Source organism: Phragmitibacter flavus, assembly GCF_005780165.1.
Taxonomy (GTDB): domain Bacteria; phylum Verrucomicrobiota; class Verrucomicrobiia; order Verrucomicrobiales; family Verrucomicrobiaceae; genus Phragmitibacter; species Phragmitibacter flavus.
Window position 1 is genome coordinate 320788 of the sequence record NZ_VAUV01000008.1, and the last position, 20944, is coordinate 341731.

Here is a 20944-nt window from a genome sequence, read left to right on the forward strand (position 1 = left end):
AGGGGACGGTTGAGTTTGCTTACTGTAAGGTGGTGCGAACGGGGAGGGAGTCCAGCACGAAAGGACGGAGCAATGCGTGGTCGGGCTGGGTGAGGTTGGGATCTTGGATGAGGGTCCGGGTGGCGAGCTGTCGGGCGAGGGTGAGGAGCCGGGTGTCGGCGAGGAGTTCGTGGAATCGGAGGGGTGCCTGACCGCTTTGCATGCTGCCAAGGAGGTCGCCAGGGCCGCGTCGGCGCAGGTCTTCTTCGGCGATTTGGAATCCGTCGGAGGTTTGCTCGAGTATGGTGAGTTTCTGGCGGGCTTCTTCGTCGTTTTTATCGATGAGCAGGATGCAATAGGAGGTGTGGGTGCCGCGTCCGATGCGACCGCGGAGCTGATGGAGTTGGGCGAGGCCGAAGCGGGCGGCGTCATGGATGATCATGACGGTGGCGTTGGGGACGTCGACGCCGACTTCGATGACGGTGGTGGTGACGAGGGCCTGGATTTCGTTGTCACGAAACTTGCGCATGACGGTGTCCTTGGTTTCGGAATCGATGCGGCCGTGGAGGAGTCCGACGTGGTGTTTTTTGAGGCGTTTGCTCCAGGTGGCGTGTCCGGTGATGGCGGCGCTGGCGTCGAGTTTTTCGGATTCTTCGATGAGCGGATGGACGATGTAAGCCTGGCGGCCCTCGTCGAGTTGGGTTTTGAGGAAGGCGGTGATGTCCTTGAGTTTGGTGGAGTCGCGGACGGCCGTGATGATTTTGCCACGTTCGCGCGGGCGTTCGTCGATGGTGGAGACATCGAGGTCGCCGTAGAGCGTGAGGGTGAGCGTGCGCGGGATGGGGGTGGCGGTCATGACGAGCACATCGGGGATGGTGTCGCTTTGGGCGATGAGTCGGGCGCGCTGGGCGACGCCGAATTTGTGTTGTTCGTCGATGACGGCGAGGCTGAGTTGCGGAAGGCTGACGCGGTCGTAGAGAAGGGCGTGGGTGCCGATGAGAATGTGGGGAAGGTGTTCGGGGAGTTGGTCGTGGGTTTTTGGGGTGCACGTGGTGTCAGACGGGACAGACAGGATGTCTGTCTCACGCACCGGCAGAATGCCCGTGTTACGTTTATCGGCGGTGCGGAGGGACACACGGAGGCCGAGGGGGGTGAGCCAGCGTTGGGCGTTTTGATAGTGCTGCTCGGCAAGGATCTGGGTGGGAGCCATGAGGGCGGCTTGATGACCGGATTCGACGGCGACGAGCATGGCGGCGAGGGCAACGACGGTTTTGCCGCTGCCGACATCGCCGTGAAGGAGTCGGTTCATGGGGATGGGATCAGCCATGTCCTGGCGGATCTCGTTGAGACTGCGGAGCTGGGCGGCGGTGAGGTCGAAGGGGAGGTTTTGAAGGAAAGATTGAAGGAGGTTGCCGGGAGGTTTTTGGGGATTGCCGCTATGGAGCCGGTGTTGATGACGATGATGAAGCAGGCGCAGTTGGAGGAGATAAAACTCTTCGAGGGCGAGGTAACGTCGGGCCTGGGTGAGAGTGTCGAGGTCGGGGGGATGATGGAGGGTTTGAATGGCTTTGGCACGGGTGTAGCCGGAGAATTCGCCGGTGGCCTTCGGCGTGGGCAGGAGGTTGGGGAGGGCGGAGGGGTCGAGGTCTTGGAGGAGATGCCAGAGGGCGGTGCGCAGGGGTTTTTGTTTGAGGTTGCCGCGCAGTCGGTAGATGGGGACGATGCGACCGGTGTGGATGCGGGGCGCGGTGGGATCGGTGTCTTCTTCGAGGAGGATTTCGTAGTCGGGGTGGTCGATGATGAGACGGCTCTTTATCTCTTTGATTTTGCCGTAGACGATGAGGTTCATGTCGACGGCAAGGGCGCGTTGCATGAAGGGCATGCCGAACCAGCGGAGGGTCAATTGGTGCTGGCTGAAGCGGGCGCTTGCGGGAACCGTGGTGGCTTCGAACACGGCGCTGCGACCGAAGCGCAGGAGTCGGGTGCTGAGGATGCGCAGGTGATGGCAGACGGGGTTGGGGTCGGGATGAAAGCCGGTGAAGGTGAGCTGCCGGCGGTCTTCGTGCCGGGCGGGGAGAATGTGGAGGAGGTCGGCGGCGGTTTCGATGCCTTCGCGGATGAGAAGCGTGCGGGTGGGGGTGGGGATGACGAGGATTTCGCTGATGGGGGTTTGCAGATGGATGCTTGCGGCTTGTGGCATTGGCGGAATGGTGGCAGGATGTTGGGGTGATGTCATCTGCTTCTCCATCGACGGGTCTGCTTTTGGACGAGGTTTATTTGAACCATGATACGGGTGCGGGGCATCCGGAACGGGCGGATCGTTTGCGGGCGGTGGCGAAGGGTTTGAAGGGGGCGGGGCTGGTGGAGAGGACGGCAAAATTGACGCAAACCATGGCGGAGGAGGAGGCGATTTTGCGCTGTCATTCGCGCGAGTATCTGGAAATTGTGAAGCGGGATGGGGCGGCGGGGCGGTCGGATTTGAGGACGGGGGATACGGAGATTTCGGAGGCGTCGTTGGGGGTGGGGGCGCGGGCGGGGGGGGGGGGGGTGGGGGCGGTGGAGGAGGTGATGGCGGGGCAGTTGAGGAATGCGTTTTGTGCGGTGCGTCCGCCGGGTCATCATGCACGGCCTGAGCAGGGAATGGGGTTTTGTTTGTTCAACAATGTGGCGATTGGGGCGCGGTTTGCGCAGGCGAAGATGGGGGCGGAGAAGGTTTTTATTGTGGATTGGGATGGGCATCACGGGAACGGGACGCAGGATGTATTTTATGAGGATGGGTCGGTGCTGTTTTTTAGTGTGCACCAGGCGCCGTGGTATCCTTACACGGGCTGGGCGGAGGAGATGGGCGAAGGGAAGGGCAAGGGATTGACGATGAATGCGCCTTTGCCGGGAGGATCGGGGATGAAACAGATCGGGGCGATTTTGCGGGATCAGGTGTTGCCGGTGGCGGCGAAGTTCAAACCGGATTTGGTGATGATCTCGGCGGGGTTTGATTCGCGAGTGGATGATCCGCTGGGTCGGTTTACGCTGACCGATGAAGATTTTGCGGAGTTGACGCGGGAGCTGATGGGGTTTGCGGATTCGTATTGTGACGGAAGGGTGGTGTCGGTGCTGGAGGGTGGGTATAATGTGGAGGGTTTGACGAGTGCGGTGGTGGCGCATGTGGGGGCTTTAACGGGCGACAAGTGATTTTTATGAAGCAGGTATTTACGGACAGGGATTACACACGGGTGGGCTTTTTGAAGTCGGTTTTGGAGGGGGCCGGGATTGCTTGTTACATCCAGAATGAGCATACGAATTCGATGATGGCACATTCGTTGTTGCCGATGTTTTATCCGAAGTTGTGCGTCTTGAATGATGAGGATGTTCCGGCTGCGTTGGAGTTGGTCAGGGGTTTTGTGGGGGACAGTCGGGTGGTGGCAGATGAGTGGCAGTGCGTGAAATGTGGGGAGTCGGTTCCGGGGGAGTTTGGGAGTTGCTGGAAATGCGAGACGCTGCGGGATGAGGAGGTCGCGGGATGAATGTTGGGGATCGTTGTCGTCTGGATAAAGAGCATCTTTGGCATCCGTTCACGCCGATGCGGGAGTGGTGCGCGGAGGAGCATGAACCGCTGGCGCTGGTGCGAGGAGAGGGGTGCTGGTTGTGGGATCAGGAGGGGCGCAAGTATCTGGATGGGAATTCTTCAATCTGGACGAACATTCATGGGCATGGGCATCCTGTCATCAATGCGGCGATCAAGGAGCAGGTGGACCGGGTGGCGCACACGTCGTTTTTGGGGTTTACGCATGAACCGGCGATGGCTTTGGGGCGGGAACTGGCGGAGCTGGCGGGTTTGCCGAGGGTGTTTTTTTCGGATGATGGGTCAACGGCGATCGAGTGTGCGGTGCGCATGGCGTTGCAGTTCTGGCAGCAGAACGGCCGGCCGGAGAAATTGGGGATGGTGGGGTTTGATGCAGCATATCATGGCGACACGTTGGGGGCGGCGAGTTTGGGGGGGATTCCGTTGTTCAAGGGCGCAGCGAATCATTTTGGTTATGGGGTGCAGCGGGTGAAGGATTTGGAGGCGCTGAGAAGTTTGGGAGTGGATGTGGCGCGGGTGGCGGCGGTGATTGTGGAGCCGTTGATTCAAGGGTCGGCGGGGATGCGGTTGTGGCCGAAGGGGATGCTGAAAGAGCTGGAGACGTGGTGTCGGGAAAATGAGGTGTTTTTGATTTTGGATGAGGTGATGACGGGGTTTGGTCGAACCGGGACGATGTTTGCGTGTCAGCAGGAAGACGTGGTGCCGGATTTTTTGTGTCTGGCGAAGGGGCTGACCGGTGGGTATTTGCCCATGGCGGCGACGCTGACGACGGAGCGGGTGTTTGAGGGATTTTTAGGGGAGGGTCGGGCCTTTTATTATGGGCACAGTTACACCGCGAGTCAGTTGGGATGCGCGGCGTCGCTGGGGAGTCTGCGGGTGTTTCGCGAGGAGCGGGTGATGGAGGGCTTGGCGGCGAAGATGGAGGTGTTTGCGGGGCTGGTGGGAAGTTTGGGAGCGATGCCGCAGGTTTTGGAGGTGCGCCGATGTGGGATGATTGCGGGAATCGAGCTGCGGGATCAACCGCCGGGGACGGGGGCGCGGGTGTGTGTGGCGGCCAGGAAGTTTGGGTTGCTGACGAGGCCGGTGTTGAACACGCTGGTGTTGATGCCGCCGCTGTGTGTGACCCATGCAGAGATGGGTCAGATGGTGGAAGCGCTGAGGCTGGGGATTGAGGAGGTTTGTGGGTGAGAAAGTAGAAGGCCCGTCCCGGGACTTGGATTTGGATGAAAGGCTCGGGACGAGCCTTCTACTTTTGTAAGGGGACGTAGTGCTCGATGTAGCCGATCATCATTTCGTCGTAGGTTTGGGAGCCCCAGCGGACGGTTTGGGTGGGGTCGGGGTTGGCGGGATTGTTGGTGCTGTTGTCGAAGGCGGCGGTGATGGTCATGACGCTGCCTTTGGGAATGAACTTGGGCTGCTTGTAGGTGTATTGCAGCTGCCAGTTGAAGTCGTAATGAGGGATGTCTAGAAGGGTTTCCTTTTGCTGGTCGGGATAAGTGATGTCGTATTTAAAGGCGACGCCGCGGACGTGCATGTGAGGCATGTAGCCGGTGAGCATCATGTCGAACGGGGCGGGTTGTTGTTTGGTGACGACATGGCGGGGAGCGCCGGGGGGAATGTTGAGGCGGGGCTGGGCAACGGCGGCAATGTGGATTTCGTTTTGGGGAGGTTTGGTGGCGAATTTGAGACCGATCTTGATCTGATCTTCGGTAGCTTTGCCGTTGGGGGTGTAGTGGATCTGAAAGCTGAGGATGGCTCCGGCGGGGAGTTTTTTGGCGAAGCCATCGGGCAGGATGCGGCTGGCGTTGCCGGGGACATAAGCGGCCCAGAATCCGTCGGCACCTTCTCGGTGGTCGGTGACTTTGGTGCCTTTGGGATGGACGCGGACGATGACGTGATGGACGACGCTGGGGGCGGTGGGCTGGATTTCGTAGGCGCTGACCCAGCGGTCGGTGGGGAAGTCGGTGGTCACGATGGCGGTTTGGTAGGCCATGACGCCCTCTGCTTTGATTTGGAAGGGTTTGGGGATTTGCAGGATGGTGTCGGGCTGGCCAATGTTCCAGGTGGAGGCAAACTGGCGGGGGACGGGGGCCAGGTCGGGATCGCCGGCGGGGCGGTCGGAGGCGAGCCATTGGAGGAGGGTGGCTTTGTCGGCTTCGGGGAGCGCGCGGTCGTTGGCCCACAGCGTGGGGGTTGAGGTTTCGCCAGTCGGGTGATGGGCGAACCAGGGCGGCATGGCACCGCGGTCGACTTGTTTGCGGATCATGCCGGCGTTGTCGATGAGGTCGGCCATGGTTTCGAGGGGAAAGGGACCGAGTCCGTCTTTGCGGTGGCATTCAATGCAGTGGCTCTGCATCAGCCGGGCGATCTGGTTGTGGTAGGTGATCGTGGTGTTGGATGGGGCATTGGCGGGCAAGTCGAGGGCGCAGCCGGGGGCGGTGGTGGCGGCAATTTGCGGAGGTTGATGATTGAGGACGGAGTCGAGGGCGTTGCGGAGGTAGTGATTTCTGGGGTCGGCTTTGGTGTAGCCGAGTCCGTATTGGTCGTTGATGGCGCCGCGGTAGACGAGGGTGTTGGCGGGGTCGATAACGAAAGTTTCGGTGGTGGTGGTGGCGCGAAGTTGTTGGAGGAGGGACTGGTCGGGATCGTTTACGATGGGAGAGCGGAGGTTGTGCGCTTTGATGAACTGGGTGAGGTCTTCCTGGGTGTCGGTGGGGACGGTGTTGACGAGTCGGATGGTGAAGGGTTTGTCTGAGTAATCGGCTTCGATGCGGGCGATTTCGGGTCCGAGTTTATTGCTGATGGGACAGGTGGCACTGAAGAGGATGAGCAGGACGGAGTTCTTTTTTTGGGTGAGGGATTGCAGCGCGGGATGGGTGATGAGGTGGCCGATTTGGTGGTCGGCGGGTTTGAGGAGTTGGGGTTGTTCCTTGAGGGTGGTATCCTGGGTGAAGGTGGGATTGAGTGCAGGAGTAGGATTGGCGGGGCGATTTTTGCGGAATTGTTGAAGGGCGCGGACGGCTTCGGATTTGGTGAGGGTGCCGTCGTTGTTGAGGTCGAGTCGGCGGAGGATTTCGGCAGCGTTCATTTCGTCGCCGGAAAGGATGCCGTCCTGGTTGGTGTCGTAGGCGTTGAAGCGTTCCTCGGGGGTCTGGGCGGAGAGGTGGAGCTGCGACCAACTGGTGAGGATGGCGATGATGGCGAGAAATGGGAGGATGACTTTTTTGGTCATGGGTTTGAACGTGGGCGTGGGAATTGAAACCCGGGTGAAGGGGGTTGGTTGCGCGGGGGTGTGGAAAGTAGAAGGCTCGTCCCGAGCCTTGTGGTTATTTGAAAGGCCCGGGACGGGCCTTCTACTTTCGTAGAATCTATTCCATGGTCTCGACGCGGAGCCAGACGGGAGCTTCGCGGACGCTGTCGAAGGCGCTGATGGCGGCGATGGCTTCGCGCATGACTTTCAAGGGGGCGTCGTCGAGCATGAGGACGAGATGGGTGTGGTCGGCGCTGAGGTCTTCGGGCTGGACCACGCTGGAGATGCCGATGCCGCGGTCGCCGAAGAGGGTGGCGACTTTGCCGAGAACGCCCGGTTTGTCGTCGACGCTGAGGCGGACGTAATAGTGGCTGACCGTTTCGTCGATGGGCTTGCCTTTGCCGTAGAGTCCGTGAGGGACGAAGCCGCTGTGGCGGGCACCGAAAACGAGGGTGGCGGCGGCTTCAGCAAGGTCGCTGATGACGCTGGAGGAAGTGGGGTCCTGACCGGCACCTTTGCCGTAAAAGAGGGTTTCGCCAACGATGTCGCCGTTGACGAGCACGGCGTTGTAGGCACCACCGACGCTGGCGAGGATGTGGGATTTGGGGAGAAGCGAGGGCTGGGTGCGCACTTCGACGCGGCCTTCGGCATCGGCGCGGATGACGCTGAGAAGTTTGATGCCGTAGCCGAGTTTGTCGGCAAAGGCCATGTCGGCGAGGTGGATATTTTGGATGCCTTCGACGAGAACGTCCTCGGGTTTTACCCAATAGCCGTAGCTGAGGGAGGCGAGGATGATGGCTTTGTGGGCGGCGTCCCAGCCACTGACGTCGAGGGTGGGATCGGCTTCGGCGTAGCCGAGTTTTTGGGCTTCGTCGAGGGCTTCCTGGTAACTGATGCCCGCGTCGCGCATGCGGGTGAGGATGTAGTTGCAGGTGCCGTTGATGATGCCGTGGATGCTGCGGATGTGGTTGCCGACGAATCCTTCCTGAACGGTCTGAATGATGGGGATGCCTCCGGCGACGGCGGCTTCGAAATAGATGGGCGTGCGGTTGACTTCGGCAAGGGCGAAGAGTTCCTGGCCGCGTTCGGCGAGGAGGGCTTTGTTGCCGGTGACGACGGGTTTTTTGGCGTGGAGGGCGGCGCTGACAAGTTCGAAGGCGGTTTCGGTGCCGCCGATGAGTTCCACGATGACGTCGATTTTGGGATCGTTGACGAGGTCGCGCCAGTCGGTGGTGAGGATGGGTTCGGGGACTTCGCAATCGCGGGAGCGGGAGAGGTCGCGCACGGCCACTTTGCTGACGTGGAGCAGGCAGCCGGTGCGTTCGCGCAAGAGACCGGCATTTTTGGCAAGATTTTTGTAAACGCCAGCGCCGACGTTGCCGAGTCCGGCGAGACCGATTCGGACGATGCGATGGGTTTGAGTGGCGGGAGTCGGCATGATGGATGGAAGGGGTCACAACATGCACGGGGCGAGGGGGCTGGCAACCTTGTGGTTTGGGGAGTGGTGACTGTGCTGAGGCTATTTCCAGGGATCAGGAGGCTTGAGCAGCTAGAACACGAGTCCTCAAGATGCCATTCGCATTTGTCTCTTCATTGATGGGTGACAAACAACTGATAAACTTCCTCTTTAAAGTTGCGATCAGTGGACTGAGAGCATTTCACAATGTCATCATAGATCTTTTCATACAGAGCATTTCGATCTTCTAAACGTTCACGAGTGAATATTTCGCAGAACACGGCGATCTTGGCTGAACAAGAAATACAATCAGAATGACCGAGTCCCACCAAGTCAATTTCATCCAGGTATAGATTTAGATCTGCATCTGATACGTTATTGAACAAGGTATGGAGAATGACAAAATCGTCCAGTCCTGCACCACCCGACTTGAATGGATGTGGAGTGTGTTCTCTTCGTTGGTTTCTGATGCGTCTCAGGATGTCATCGGGGCTCATAGAGATAGGGAACGCTGGTTTAAGGCTTCAGTTTGAGGGCCCACGTGAGAAACGCTAGTTCGTCGGTGGTTTCTTCGATGATTTTATTGAGGGCGGTGCCGCTGCCGTGACCGGCGCTGGTTTCGATGCGGATGAGGACGGGAGGGCCGTCTTTGGCTTGATGTTCCTGCAAGGTGGCGGCGAATTTGAAGCTGTGGGCGGGGACAACGCGGTCGTCGTGGTCAGCGGTGGTGATGAGGGTGGTGGGATATTTGATGCCCGGCTTGAGGTTGTGAAGGGGGGAATAGGCGAGCAGGGCTTTGAACTCATCGGGGTTGTCGCTGGTGCCGTAGTCGTCGGCCCAGGCCCAGCCGATGGTAAATTGATGATAACGCAGCATGTCCATGACACCCACCGACGGGAGGGCGGCACCGAAGAGTTCGGGACGCTGAGTCATGCAGGCTCCGACCAGGAGTCCCCCGTTGCTGCCGCCCTGGATGGCGAGTTTGGCGGACTGGGTGTAGCCCTTTTCGACGAGCCATTCGGCCGCAGCGATGAAGTCGTCGAAGACGTTTTGTTTTTGGAGTTTCGTGCCGGCTCGATGCCAGTCGGCCCCGTATTCGCCGCCGCCACGGAGGTTGGCCGTAACGTGGATGCCGCCCATTTCTAGCCACAGGGCGCGGCTGACCGAGAAGCCGGGAGTAAGGCTGATGTTAAATCCGCCGTAGCCGTAGAGGACGGTGGGATGGGTGCCGTCGAGTTTGATGTCTTTGCGGCGGGTGATGAATAGGGGGATTGGGGTGCCGTCTTTGCTGGGGACGAAGACTTGCTCGGTGGTGTAAGGGTCGCTGTCGAATTGGATGCCGGACTTGCGGTAGAGGGTGCTGGTATTGGTGGTGAGGTCGTGGCGATAGGTGACGGCAGGGGTGGTGAAGCTGGTGTAAACGTAGAAGGTCTCGGTGTCGTCGCGGCGACCGCCGAAGCCATAAACAGAGCCTATGCCGGGAAGAGGAATTTCGTGTTTGAGTTTGCCTTCGAGGTCACGGGCCTGGATGAGGGAGTGGGCGTGGTGGAGGTAGTCGCAGATGAACTGCCCGCCGACGAGCGAGACGCTTTCGAGTTTGTCTTCTGACTGGGGAATGATTTCGCGCCAGTTTTTCGGGTCGGGCCTGGTGATGTCGATGGCGATGACGCGGTAGCGCGGGGCGTCTTTGTTGGTATGGAAATAGAAAACGGGACCGAGGTTGTCGATGAAGCTGTAGTCGGCTTCGAAGCTGTCGATGAGGGGCACGACGGGGGCGTTCGGAATGGTGAGGTCTTGGTAGTAGAGGCGATTTTTTGGATCGGAGCCGAGACTGATGTGGATGATGAGGTAGCGTCCATCGTCGGTGACGTGGGGACTTAGGCCCCAATCAGGTTGATCGGGGCGTTCGTAGACAAGGCGATCCTTTTCCTGGGAGTCGCCCAACTGATGAAAATGAAGGCGTTTGTTTTTGTTTTGCTGGGTGAGGGCGGCACCGGGAGGCGGTTCGGGAAAGCGCGAATAATAAAAGCCGCTGCCGTCCTTTACCCAGGAGGGTCGACTGAATTTGATCCACTGGAGTTTGTCGGGGAGGTCGGCTCCGGTGAGGATGTTTTTGACACGGAATTCCTGCCAGTCGCTGCCGGCTTTGGAGATACTGTAGGCGAGCAGGGTGGCCTCTTCGTTGGGGGTCCAACTGCTGAGGGAGATGCTGTTGTCGGGAGAGAGCTGGTTGGGATCGAGGAGGAGGCGGGGTTCGGCTTGCAGATCTTCAGTGACGTAGAGGACGCTGTGATTTTGCAGGCCGGTGTTGCGGGTGAAGAAGTAGCGGCTGCCGCGTTTCATGGGCATGCCGAACCGCTCGTAGTTCCAGAGTTTTTCGAGCCGCTGGCGGATGACGGGGCGCGCAGGGATTTCTTGGAGGAAGGAGTGGGTCAGCTGGTTTTGTTGCTGCACCCAGGCTTTGGTGGCTTCCGAGTTGTCGTCTTCGAGCCAGCGATAGGGGTCGGGAATGGAGGTGCCGTGATAGGTGTCGACGGTGTCGTGTTTTTCAGTGGGAGGATAGTTGGGCGATTGGGCGGAGGTCGCACTGGAGGATGAAATAAGGAGCATGAGAAGAAGTGGACGCATGGGACGAGTGAGGACGATGTGCGTTGGCGACTTTTGAATAGGGAGATGGAGTAACGCGATGAATTAGAAGGGTTTATGCTAGATATTTTGTCGCCGTAATGTTTTTTTCTTGTCATTTGGCCACGGTGTTTGTTTGATCATAGGAATGCGGGTTTTGCAAATAATGACTTTAATGGCGATGATGACCGGAGCGGTTGTCGCGCAGGAGGAGCGTTCATTTGCAGCGATGGAGGCGGCGGTGATGGCGTCTTCAGTAAACACGGCGATCATTTCGATGCCTCTTGAGCAGGCAGGCGACATGGGCGGGTTACGGCTGGTTTCGATGCTGGGCGGATTGGCGGCCTTGGGATTTACCTTCTATCAGGCGCTGGGGCGTCGGCCGAGCTCCGCACGTCGTTGATCATCAGTTGCCAGCTTTCAACACCACGCCAGACCTGGCGTTGAAGTTTGAAGATAACGTCCCAAGGAGCAGCTGGAGGATTTGACCATTCGGCGTTGAACCACATGGCGGAGCGGATTTCGCCGCCCTGACTGAGAATCAGTTTCCAGTGTTTTTCCTTGATGACGTTGCCGGGAAGATCGGGATCGACGTGCCGGGCGAGGAAAATGGGCTCGGGGTTGCCCATGCCGTAGGGTTCGAGGCGCGCGTAGCTGGCGAGAAATTCGGGGGTGAGGTCGGAGAACTGGACTTCGGCGTCGAGATGGACTTTGGGTAAAAGTTCGTCTCCGCTGATCTGGGATTGGATGGCGGTGGACATGCCGGCGCGGAAGGCTTCGAGGTTTTCCTCGCGCAAGGAAACACCGGCGGCCATGGCGTGACCACCCCCTTTTTCGATGAGGGGTCGGCAGGCATGAAGGGCATCGACGAGTGAAATGCCGGGAACACTGCGACCGGAGCCTTTGCCCATGCCGTCTTCGTCGAAGGCAATGACGATGGTCGGGCGATGGTGGTCGCGCATGAGTCGGGAGGCGACAATGCCAACGACGCCAGGATGCCAGTTGCGGGAGCCGATGATGAGGGCGGGACCGTCGAGGAGTTGGGGATTTTCGGCGATCATGGCGACGGCTTCGCGCTGGGCGGAGGCTTCGATGTCCTGGCGTTCGCGATTGCTGGTGTCGAGGTGCTGGGCGTGCAGGCGGGCGGTGGTGGTGTCGTCGCAGAGCAGCAGGTCAAGGGCAGTTTGGGCGGTTTCGAGTCGGCCCACCGCATTGAGGCGGGGACCGAGTCGGAAGCTGATGTGCTGGGTTTGCACATGTCCGTCCATGCCGGAGATGGATTTGAGGGCGCGCAAACCGGGGCGGGGGGTGGCGCTGAGTCGTTCAAGGCCACGGTGGACGAGGATGCGGTTTTCTTCGTGGAGAGGGACGAGGTCGGCAACGGTGCCGAGGGCGACGAGATCAAGATGGTCGCGGAGATCGAAGTGCTCGGGACGCTGACGTTTGAGCAAGGCGTGGGCGAGTTTGAAAACAAGGCCGACGGTGCAGAAGTAGTCGTTTTCGCCGGTGATCTTTGGATTGACGAGGGAGATGCAGGGAGGGTGTTTGGCGCCGGGCTCGTGGTGGTCGACGATGACGCAGTCGACGCCCTGTTCGCACAGCCATTCGACTTCGGTGACGGATCCGGTGCCGCAGTCAAGGGCGATGAGCAGGTCGGGTGGGCCGTGTTGTTCGAAGCATCGGGCGAGGCCTTCGTGGCTGAGCCCGTAACCTTCGTCCATGCGGGTGGGGAGGAAGTTGCAGGGGTCGAGTCCGTAAGCGCGCAAGGTGAGGGTCAGCAGCGTGAGGGAGGTGACGCCGTCGACGTCGTAGTCGCCATAGAGGATGACGGTTTGTTTTTTGGCGACGGCTTCGAGGATGCGCGTCACGGCGGCGTCCATGCCGGGGATGGTGAAGGGATCGGTGAGGCTGGAGAGTTTGGGATTGAGGAAGGCTTCGGCCTTGTCGGTGGCGCCGACCTTGCGAAGGGCGAGCAGGCGTTGCACGATGGGGGGAAACGGGCTGCCCTTGAGGGCGAGAATTTGGTCGGGGTCGGGTTCTTTGAGCAGCCAGAGGGCGGGTGGGGGTTGAGGCAAAGTGGGCATGGTGAGGTCGGGACGAAGCAAAAGTGAGTCAGTTCAAGGTAAGGCTAGCGGGTGGGGAGGGCGGCTGCACGCGTTTATTTTTGCATGGCGGGCGTTGGCGGGTTAAGGATGAAGAACATGTCTGTGCCATCGACTTCTGGAGCGCGTTTGTTGAAAGCCTTGATGGGGCTCGTGATCATGCTGGCGGGGGGGCTTTTTGTGGGCCTGCTATGGTTGAGTTATCAGCGGGCGGAGGAGACGCGGCAGTGGACCCCGGTGCAGGGACTGGTGCTGCTGTCGGAGGTGGTTTCGGAGAAGCCCACGACCCACTCGGAGGTCGCGCATCGGTCGGCGGTTCGCTACAGCTACGAGTTTGAGGGAGTGAAGCACACGGGGACGCGGGTCAAGCGGGTGGAGGGCGCGAGTGCGGACCGGAGCAAGGCGGAGAAGGTGGTGAAGGCTTATCCGCCGGGGAAGGTGGTCACTTGTTTTGTAAACCCTGCACAACCGGATTTTGCGATTATCGAGCATGCGACCAGGGCGGGGCTGTATAGCATCTGGTTTCCGTTTTTGTTTGTGGTAGGCGGGGCGGGGATGGTTTGGTCGGCGTTGCGAAGAAAAAGTTAGGGTTTGGGAAGAAATGGGCCGGGGTGGAGAAAGTATTTTCATGCCGCAAATGACGGGCTATGATGGTGCCATGCCGGAAATCCCCGACAATGCTTTGCCACATATTGAACCCGCCACGTTGGAGGATTTGACGCAGTTGACTGATCTGGTGATGGCGTTGTTGGGTGAGGAGGAAGATTTCACGCCGGACCGGATCAAGCAGGAGCATGGGTTGAAGTTGATTCTGGAGCAGCCGAACCGCGGGCGGATTTTTGTATTGCGGACGGATCACAGCATCATCGGGATGGTGAATTTGTTGTTCACCATCAGCACCGCCGAGGGGGGGACGGTGATTTTGATGGAGGACGTGATTGTCCATCCGATGCACCGCGGGCAGGGATATGGGTCGATGCTTTTGAAGTATGCGAAGGATTTTGCCCGGCAGAAGCAGTTCCGGCGCATCACTTTGCTGACGGACCGGATCAGCGCGGAGAGTCAGCACTTTTTCCAGAAGCATGGGTTCGTGTTCTCGCACATGATTCCGATGCGGTATGTATTTAAGGACGAAGAAACGCCTCCACAGGGCTAAGCCAAAATCATGAATGCCGGGCCCACCGCCCCAACCATCACGGTTAGCCTGAAGGAGACTTCAAGTGATCTCGGTAGTCATGCGGCGACCGGGGTCCTGCTGGGATTGCTGATCTTCCTGCTCTTGTGTTTTGTTTTCGGAGCAATTGCATTGGCGCGCCGCCGCCGACGGCATGTGGAACAAGAATCCGCCGGGTTGGACCCGGTAGAACTCCCCAATGGGTCACCGGCAGATCCGACGACGCGCGCTGATTGGGAACGGGACGCAGACTGGTGGAAAAAGAGTTCCTGATGCGTTGAATGTTTACCCGCTGGAGCGCATCCAAGATCCTGCATTGGCCGATTTATAAAAACATCGGCATAATCTCTAGAAACCAAAAATCTTGTTTTTCTTGAAATTTAAGCAACGTTGACCGCAGTTCATGAAATCGATTTCTTCAATCAAGCCCTTCTCGAAAAACGTTCCGTGGTTGGCTGCTGCCGTCGTGGTTCTCGGATTGGGCACCTCGGATGTGGTGGGTCAGCAGTATCAAAATCAGCCCCAGTATGAGGAGCCCGGCGTGGGCCGTCGAGTGAGCAATTTTTTCAAGGGTCTGGTTGGCCGCGATGAGCCGGAGCCACCGCAATATTACCGCCCGCCGCCGTCGCAGTATCAACGTCAACGCCCGGTGCAACCGCGTCGTTACAATTTGGATGAGCCCCCTCCGGCAGCGCGTGGAGATTATGATCGTCCCCCAGTTTATCCTCGTTATTCCCCGCCGCCGCCATCGCAGTATCAGCGACCAAGACAGCAGCGTCCCGACTACCGGGAGTCTGAATCCTCAAGGGATGGCATGAGTGATTACAATCGCCCAGTGCAACCGCGCCGGAGTGAGCCTGAGCCCATTGAAGAGGACCTCCCTGCTCCGAAGAAAAAGGTGCCGGCCCCAAAACCTGAAACTCCCAAGCCGGAATCCAGAACGACAGTGGAAGATTCCCCTCCGCCCGCACCGAAAAAACCCGAGGCTGAGAAACCCAAATCAGAGCCGACACCTGCGCCGGAGAAACCCAAGGTGGAAACGACCGAATCCAAAGTGCCTGAGCCGCCCAAGGAGTCACTCATGGGCAGCAGCACCGCATCGACCAGTCCATCCACATCGAATCCTTCCCCAGCGCCCGCGCCAACGCCCGCAGCTTCTGGTCCGCCGACCGGCACCAAGACGGACAAACCTGGTCGTGTGAAAAGTCCCTATCCTCCATTCAATGAGCTGGATGTGACGGGGCTTTCCACCGGTTCGTTGGCGATGGACCCCACCACGCAAAAGGTTTTTCGGGTGCCTTGAACCGGATTTTCCAGAGATGCCTGGCAATGATTCACGTAAAAATCCGGTGGGCAGTGTAAATGTTTGCACGCGGGCCTGCGCCTGCTAAGTCAAGTTGATGCCTGAGCGCTCCAGCACCCATCTATTGCTAATCCCGAGTTACAATACGGGTGGCAAGCTGGTGGAAACGGTGCGGGATGCCTTGAAGTTTTGGGCTCCGGTCTGGGTGGTGGTCGATGGCAGCACGGACGGAAGCGATGCCGCAGTTGAGGCAATCTTGCCAGAATATGGCGGCGATTTGCGGCTGCTGAGGCTCAAAAAAAATTCCGGAAAGGGCACGGCGGTGCTGCACGGAGTGACACAGGCGTTGGAGGAAGGATTCACCCATGTGCTGACGATGGATGCGGATGGTCAGCATGCTTCAGGTTACATCACCACCTTCATGCAGGCTTCGCGAAAGAATCCCAACGCCCTGGTGCTGGGACTGCCGCAGTTTGATGATTCCGCCCCGTTGATCCGTTTGCGCGGGCGGCGTATCGCCAACTGGTGGGCGCAGTTTGAGTCACAGTCGAATCTCGGCGATTGTTTGTTTGGTTTCCGCGTATATCCGGCCCGCTCGTTGTATGAGGTGATGCAGAAAACCCGGTGGGCACGGCGGTTTGATTTCGACCCTGAAGTGGCAATCCGGCTGATCTGGCGCGGGCACCCGCCCTTGAATGTGCCCGCACCCTGTCGCTATCTGACCATCGCTGAGGGGGGAATTTCGCACTTCAACTATTACCGGGACAATGTGTTGATGACCTGGATGTTTGCGAGGCTGCTGGTCGGCGCATTTATCCGGATGCCCTGGCTGCTGGCGCGCCGGTTTAGTGGTGATCATGAATCCGTTCACATCGCGACCCCGCAAGTCGAACGCAGCAAGTCCAATCCGCGACCTCAATGATCGTCGGTAGACATTTTAAGTTGTGCATGTTAAAGAAGCCTTTGCATCTGGCCACGACCTAAAGCAGTGGCTCCAGATGTAACCCCATCTTTTCCATGATTTCCGCCACCTTTCCTGTCCTGAGGCTTGCCGCTGCCGCCGCCTTCGCCGCGTTGTTGAGCAGCTGCGGCTCCACCTCCACCATCACTTTGGATTACCAGCCCACCGGCCAGACCATCACGGGGCCACGCAAGGTGGCGGTCGGTCGTTTCATCGATCATCGTCGCGTCGGCTCGTATCACCTCGGCGCAGTGCGCACTCCGATAGGCACCACCATGGAAGAGCTGACCACCCGCGTTCCGGTCGAACAGGTGGTGCGCAATGCTTTTGCCCATGGGCTCAGTTCACGCAGGATGTTGACGGAGCAGAATGGGGCTCAGTTCATTCTGACAGGTGAGATTCTTGAGTTCGCCGCCGACCAATTGGTGCGCCCCGGTGCCTACGCCAAGGTGCGCGTCAACCTGGTTCGTGAAGGCAGCGGACAAATCATTTTCAGCCGGGTCTACACCGGAGAGCGCGCTGGCTCTGCCTATTTGCCGGGATCGGGTTCGCCTGTTCCTGCACTGCAGGAGATGGCATCCAGGGCCTTGCAGGACACGGTGGACAAGGCTTTGGATGATCCCAGCCTGCGTTCCCGGCTGAGCAGTTTTGACGGCGGGCGCATTCGCGCGAATGAGCCCTACGGTCCGAACGTGCTCTGATTCCCTCCCATGACATCGCCCGCCATCGCCATTGCTCCGCCGAAAAAGATTTCGCCCAGTCAGTCGGAGATGGCTCGATGCATCTCCAGACGATTTCCCAATCAACTTTCCTTCCGCGCGCATCGTCACTATGCGAAGTGGAAGATCCTTACTGATCCGCTTTACGGTGCCGTGTTTGATGCGTTGAAGGACAGCCCCCATCCCGTATTGGACATCGGCTGCGGCATGGGCCTGCTGGCTTTTTACCTCCGGGAACGGGGAATGACCGTGCCGGTTCATGGAGTGGATTTTGATGCGGCAAAGATTCAAACCGCCCAGTTGCTGGCGAAGCAGTATTCCCCGGAACCCCAGTTTGAAACCGGCGACATGCGCAAACCCTGGCCGGAGGTTCATGGCAATGTTTGTCTGCTCGACATCTTGCAGTATCTCGAGGTCAAAGGGCGGGCGGAATTGCTGGCAAAAGCCGCCTCTCACGTTGTTCCAGGCGGACTTCTGGTTATTCGCGGTTCGATGAAGGAGCCGACCTGGCGCTGGCGGGTCAACTATTCAATGGACCACATCGCCAACGCCCTGAGCTGGATGAAGGCCGCTCCCGTATCATATCCCACGCACGACGAATTGGTGTCGGTGCTGAAGACCTGTGGTTTGCAGTTGAAGGAAGCACGTCCATTGTGGGGACGCACTCCGTTCAACATGCACTTCCAGGTGTTTGAACGACACTAACCCATTGGGTTCGAACGCGGTCGCCCGAAGCAGGTGCCGTTTGATGAGTCTAATAATCGAAGATGCTCACCTCGCGATTGACCTTGCGGAGTTTCGTCGAAAGAGAGTGGGCGAGGTTGCGAAGCAGCACGATCTTGATGTGGGGATGATCATCGTCGAGGGCGTCAAAAGTCTCGACGGTAAGCACATGGCATTCGACCTCGGTTTCAGCAACAACGATGGCAGAGCGCGTGGCGTTGTCGATGAGCGCCATCTCTCCAAACGCCATGCCGGAGGAAAAAGTGGCGAGGCGTTTTTGTGACCCGCTGGCGAGGGTCACCACGACGCTGACGCTGCCTTTCGATACAATGAAAAGTTCGAGCGCTTTGTCTCCCGTATTCACCAGCACGCTGCCTTTGCGATAGGTTTTGAGCAACAGGCGTCCCTTGATGATGGTGAACTCATCTGGAGTCAGGCCCTGGAAGAGTTCGTATTGCTCGGGTGCCAGCTGGTATTCGCTTTGGTATCCTGGAAGCAGTTCGCTAAGGAGCTTGTTTTCACACCATTCGAGAGCCGGATCGTTGTCATCGAAAGCATGATAAAGTTCCGCCGCCCGATCTCCCAGTTTGAGCTTCATGTAGCGCCTCAGCATCGGGGCGCGCGAGGTGTGGGTAAAAATCAAAGTGATGCCGATCGCAGAAAGTTTCAACAGCAGTTGATGAAACAGACGGCACGCACTTTCGTTGACCTCCAGCGTTCTTTTCAGATCGAGGATGACGAATTTCTTGTCTTCCAGGTCCGACATGATTTCGCGCACCAACACTTCGGCGGTGGAAAAGACCAGATTGCCCTGAAGCTGGTAGACACGGATCGACCTCCCCGACTTGCGCAGTTCAAAGACTTCGTCATCGCCTCGCACACGGTTGGAATTGATCTGAGAGCCGTCGTATTGCAGTCGGATGACGGCCTTGTTGGCGTGGGGCGAATTAAAAAGATGCAGATTAAAGTGCCGGGAAAAGTCGTCGCAAACCTTGATGCCGCGCACGCTGTTGCCACGTTCGTCCAGGGGCGGCGAAAAAATGCCGATGCCCAACTGCCCGGGAAGCACCGCCATGATGCCGCCTGCAACGCCACTCTTTGCCGGCATGCCGACGCGATAAAGCCACTCGCCCGCGTAGTCATACATGCCGCACGAGCCCATCACGCTAAGCACACTTTCCACATATTCACCGCGAATCGCGCGTTTGCCCGTGACGGGATTGACGCCGTGATTGGCCAGTGTCGCCGCCATGATGCCGAGGTCGCGACAATTGACGGAGATCGAGCATTGTTTGAAATAAAGATCCACGATCGGTGTCGGGTCGCCGTCGACGATGTCGAAATTGCGCAACATGTGTCCGATCGCGCGATTGCGGTGGCCGGTGGTGCTTTCGGACGAGTAGACCCCTTCGTCGACCGTCAGTTCCCGACCCGCATAAAGGGAGAAAGTGTCGAGAATGCGCTGCAACCGCGTGCTCATCGACTTCCCGGCCACCAGTCCGGCGGCAGCAATCGCGCCGGCGTTGATCATGGGATTGCGGGGTCGTCCGGTGTCGCTTTCAAGGCTGATGGCATTGAAGGCATCGCCCGTCGGTTCCATGCCGATCTTCGCCAACACTTCAGAGCGCGTGTTGTCCTCCAGCGCCATGCCGTAGACAAACGGTTTGGAAATCGACTGGATGGTGAACTGCTGCTTGCTGTCGCCAACTTCGTAAACCTGGCCATCGGGAGTGACGAGGCAGATGGCAAACCAGTTGGGGTCCGCCTTGGCCAGTTCAGGAATATAAGTCGCCACTTCACCACCGGTGAACTCCGCATGGGTATGGTGCAATTGCTTGAGATAATCGAGGACGGGCGAGGAGCGGGGGTCGTTGTCTGAAATCATAAGCGAGGGTCGTGCACAAATTTGAAAAGAGCGCTCATTAGCGAGCACCATTTATGCCATGCGACGGTAAACCGCGTGAACGGCTAACACTACTCAAACCTCTTTGCCAAATCGCCTGTATACCCTGCTAGCTCCAAAAATGCCGAGCCCACCTCATTGCCCTCCGCATCAAAAACCCGGCATGCTCCTTCCCAATACGCGGTGCCGCCCAACTTGCCGGTTTGCTCCTGCGCCTCCATCAAGGGCTCCAGCCGGTAACTCACCCGCTGCCCACTCAGCGGATCAATTGTCGACACCTCCACTTCAATCGGATACTTCGCCCCCGTCACCTGGCTCACCCAATGCCCCACCTCGCGCCACTCATACGCATCTGGCTTGCGATGCTCCACCCCACCATTCTGATCAATCCACGCCAGCGTCGAATGCTCATCCACGCCCCCGCTTTTTAAACGCAATCGATACACCATGATCTCGCGGCCATCCTTCAACTGAATCGCGGCCCAGTCCCATCCCGATTGCTCAGGCGACAACTGACTGCTGCTGATCTCGTGATCCATCCACGCCTCACCCGTCACCTCCACCTTCTCATCGCCAATCTCCACCACGCCCTCCACCCCCAACCGGGTGAATGTCAAATAATGACTCGCCGCCGACACCGCCGCTGCCTTGCGCGACACCCCATCCTTCCCAAAAAACACCAACGGCTTCTTCGGCAACATCGTCAACTCCATCCCCGCCTCCTCCCCCAACGTCCCCCTCAACCCCATCCGCTGCTCCCCGGCATCCTCCATACGCAAAAACCAGTTGCCATTAAACACGTCCAACGTCTCCACCGACGCCCCCGCATTCCACCCCCCGCGATTCAGCCGCTCCTCATGCAAGAACTTCCCGCTCTTCACATCCAACAACGCCATGTGCGCCAGATACATCTGCCCCTGCTGAAACAACTTGCTCTCCGGCCCCTCATGTTTCACCGCCTGCCGGAACCAGGTCGCCTGAAACCCAAACCTCCGACCATCCGTCTTCGCATACAAATGCCCCGTCACATACCACCATTCAATCTTGAACTCTGGATGACTCCCATGATCCCTCGGAAACACAAACTCCCGACCCGGCTGTGGGATCGCAAATCCCTCCGACGTCGCTAACTCCTGCGCTCTCAACGCAGTCATCAACGTCACCCAGCA

At 58.7% G+C, this 20944-nt stretch carries 19 protein-coding genes; 10 read left to right on the forward strand and 9 right to left on the reverse strand.

The genetic code is table 11. The features are described 5' to 3' along the window. Positions 1-19: 19 nt before the first annotated feature. The gene (gene recG / locus FEM03_RS12785; RefSeq protein WP_166442824.1) at positions 20-2179 is read right to left on the reverse strand and encodes an ATP-dependent DNA helicase RecG; all 2160 of its coding nucleotides are present in this window, start codon (positions 2177-2179) and stop codon (positions 20-22) included. Between the two features lie 29 nt (positions 2180-2208). Between recG and FEM03_RS12790 the strand changes: the two genes are divergently transcribed. Genes FEM03_RS12790 through bioA form a run of 3 tightly spaced genes read left to right on the forward strand, consistent with a single transcriptional unit; the run spans position 2209 to position 4747 of the window. Beyond that, positions 2209-3168, forward strand: coding sequence for a histone deacetylase family protein (locus FEM03_RS12790; RefSeq protein ID WP_138086650.1), 960 nt, complete (start codon positions 2209-2211; stop codon positions 3166-3168). A gap of 5 nt (positions 3169-3173) precedes the next feature. Then, complete coding sequence (locus tag FEM03_RS12795) at positions 3174-3500, forward strand: putative signal transducing protein (protein ID WP_138086651.1); 327 nt, start codon at positions 3174-3176, stop codon at positions 3498-3500. Continuing rightward, positions 3497-4747 carry an adenosylmethionine--8-amino-7-oxononanoate transaminase gene (gene bioA, locus FEM03_RS12800; protein ID WP_138086652.1) on the forward strand — a complete coding sequence of 417 codons (1251 nt, stop codon included), beginning with the start codon at positions 3497-3499 and terminating at the stop codon, positions 4745-4747. The genes FEM03_RS12795 and bioA overlap by 4 nt, the downstream gene beginning before the upstream one ends. Positions 4748-4805: 58 nt before the next feature. On the opposite strand, the gene FEM03_RS12805 is transcribed toward bioA, so the two are convergent. The 6 genes from FEM03_RS12805 to recJ form a co-directional block, all read right to left on the reverse strand. Beyond that, positions 4806-6791, reverse strand: a complete 1986-nt coding sequence (locus tag FEM03_RS12805) for a redoxin domain-containing protein (protein WP_138086653.1) — start codon at positions 6789-6791, stop codon at positions 4806-4808. A 136-nt stretch (positions 6792-6927) separates the two neighbouring features. Beyond that, the gene (locus tag FEM03_RS12810; protein WP_138086654.1) at positions 6928-8247 is read right to left on the reverse strand and encodes a homoserine dehydrogenase; all 1320 of its coding nucleotides are present in this window, start codon (positions 8245-8247) and stop codon (positions 6928-6930) included. Between the two features lie 152 nt (positions 8248-8399). Beyond that, positions 8400-8762 (reverse strand): hypothetical protein, encoded by a 363-nt coding sequence (locus FEM03_RS12815; protein ID WP_138086655.1) that lies wholly within the window; start codon positions 8760-8762, stop codon positions 8400-8402. A gap of 19 nt (positions 8763-8781) precedes the next feature. Further along, entirely contained in the window at positions 8782-10893 is a 2112-nt protein-coding gene (locus tag FEM03_RS12820; RefSeq protein WP_240772764.1) for a prolyl oligopeptidase family serine peptidase, read from the reverse strand. Between the two features lie 78 nt (positions 10894-10971). Further along, positions 10972-11193 (reverse strand): hypothetical protein, encoded by a 222-nt coding sequence (locus FEM03_RS12825; protein WP_138086656.1) that lies wholly within the window; start codon positions 11191-11193, stop codon positions 10972-10974. Between the two features lie 50 nt (positions 11194-11243). Then, positions 11244-12974: a single-stranded-DNA-specific exonuclease RecJ gene (recJ, locus tag FEM03_RS12830; protein ID WP_138086657.1), complete on the reverse strand. Its 1731-nt coding sequence runs from the start codon at positions 12972-12974 to the stop codon at positions 11244-11246. Positions 12975-13091: 117 nt separating this feature from the next. On the opposite strand from recJ, the gene FEM03_RS12835 reads away from it, so the two are divergent. The 7 genes from FEM03_RS12835 (at position 13092) to FEM03_RS12865 (ending at position 17854) form a co-directional block, all read left to right on the forward strand. Then, positions 13092-13580 carry a DUF3592 domain-containing protein gene (locus tag FEM03_RS12835; RefSeq protein ID WP_166442825.1) on the forward strand — a complete coding sequence of 163 codons (489 nt, stop codon included), beginning with the start codon at positions 13092-13094 and terminating at the stop codon, positions 13578-13580. A gap of 40 nt (positions 13581-13620) precedes the next feature. Beyond that, positions 13621-14148 (forward strand): GNAT family N-acetyltransferase, encoded by a 528-nt coding sequence (locus FEM03_RS12840; protein ID WP_240772765.1) that lies wholly within the window; start codon positions 13621-13623, stop codon positions 14146-14148. 9 nt (positions 14149-14157) lie between these two features. Further along, a complete protein-coding gene (locus tag FEM03_RS12845) occupies positions 14158-14439 on the forward strand; it encodes a hypothetical protein (RefSeq protein ID WP_138086659.1) in 282 nt (93 codons plus the stop codon). Between the two features lie 130 nt (positions 14440-14569). Next, positions 14570-15469 (forward strand): hypothetical protein, encoded by a 900-nt coding sequence (locus FEM03_RS12850; RefSeq protein ID WP_138086660.1) that lies wholly within the window; start codon positions 14570-14572, stop codon positions 15467-15469. A 97-nt stretch (positions 15470-15566) separates the two neighbouring features. Further along, entirely contained in the window at positions 15567-16391 is an 825-nt protein-coding gene (locus FEM03_RS12855; protein WP_138086661.1) for a glycosyltransferase family 2 protein, read from the forward strand. Between the two features lie 95 nt (positions 16392-16486). Next, positions 16487-17131, forward strand: coding sequence for a YajG family lipoprotein (locus FEM03_RS12860; protein ID WP_138086662.1), 645 nt, complete (start codon positions 16487-16489; stop codon positions 17129-17131). 9 nt (positions 17132-17140) lie between these two features. Continuing rightward, on the forward strand, positions 17141-17854 hold the full coding sequence (locus FEM03_RS12865; protein WP_138086663.1) for a class I SAM-dependent methyltransferase: 714 nt from the start codon (positions 17141-17143) through the stop codon (positions 17852-17854). A gap of 49 nt (positions 17855-17903) precedes the next feature. On the opposite strand, the gene glsA is transcribed toward FEM03_RS12865, so the two are convergent. Then, positions 17904-19757: a glutaminase A gene (glsA, locus tag FEM03_RS12870; protein ID WP_240772766.1), complete on the reverse strand. Its 1854-nt coding sequence runs from the start codon at positions 19755-19757 to the stop codon at positions 17904-17906. A gap of 89 nt (positions 19758-19846) precedes the next feature. Continuing rightward, positions 19847-20929, reverse strand: a complete 1083-nt coding sequence (locus FEM03_RS12875; protein WP_166442826.1) for a lipocalin-like domain-containing protein — start codon at positions 20927-20929, stop codon at positions 19847-19849. Positions 20930-20944 lie beyond the last annotated feature (15 nt).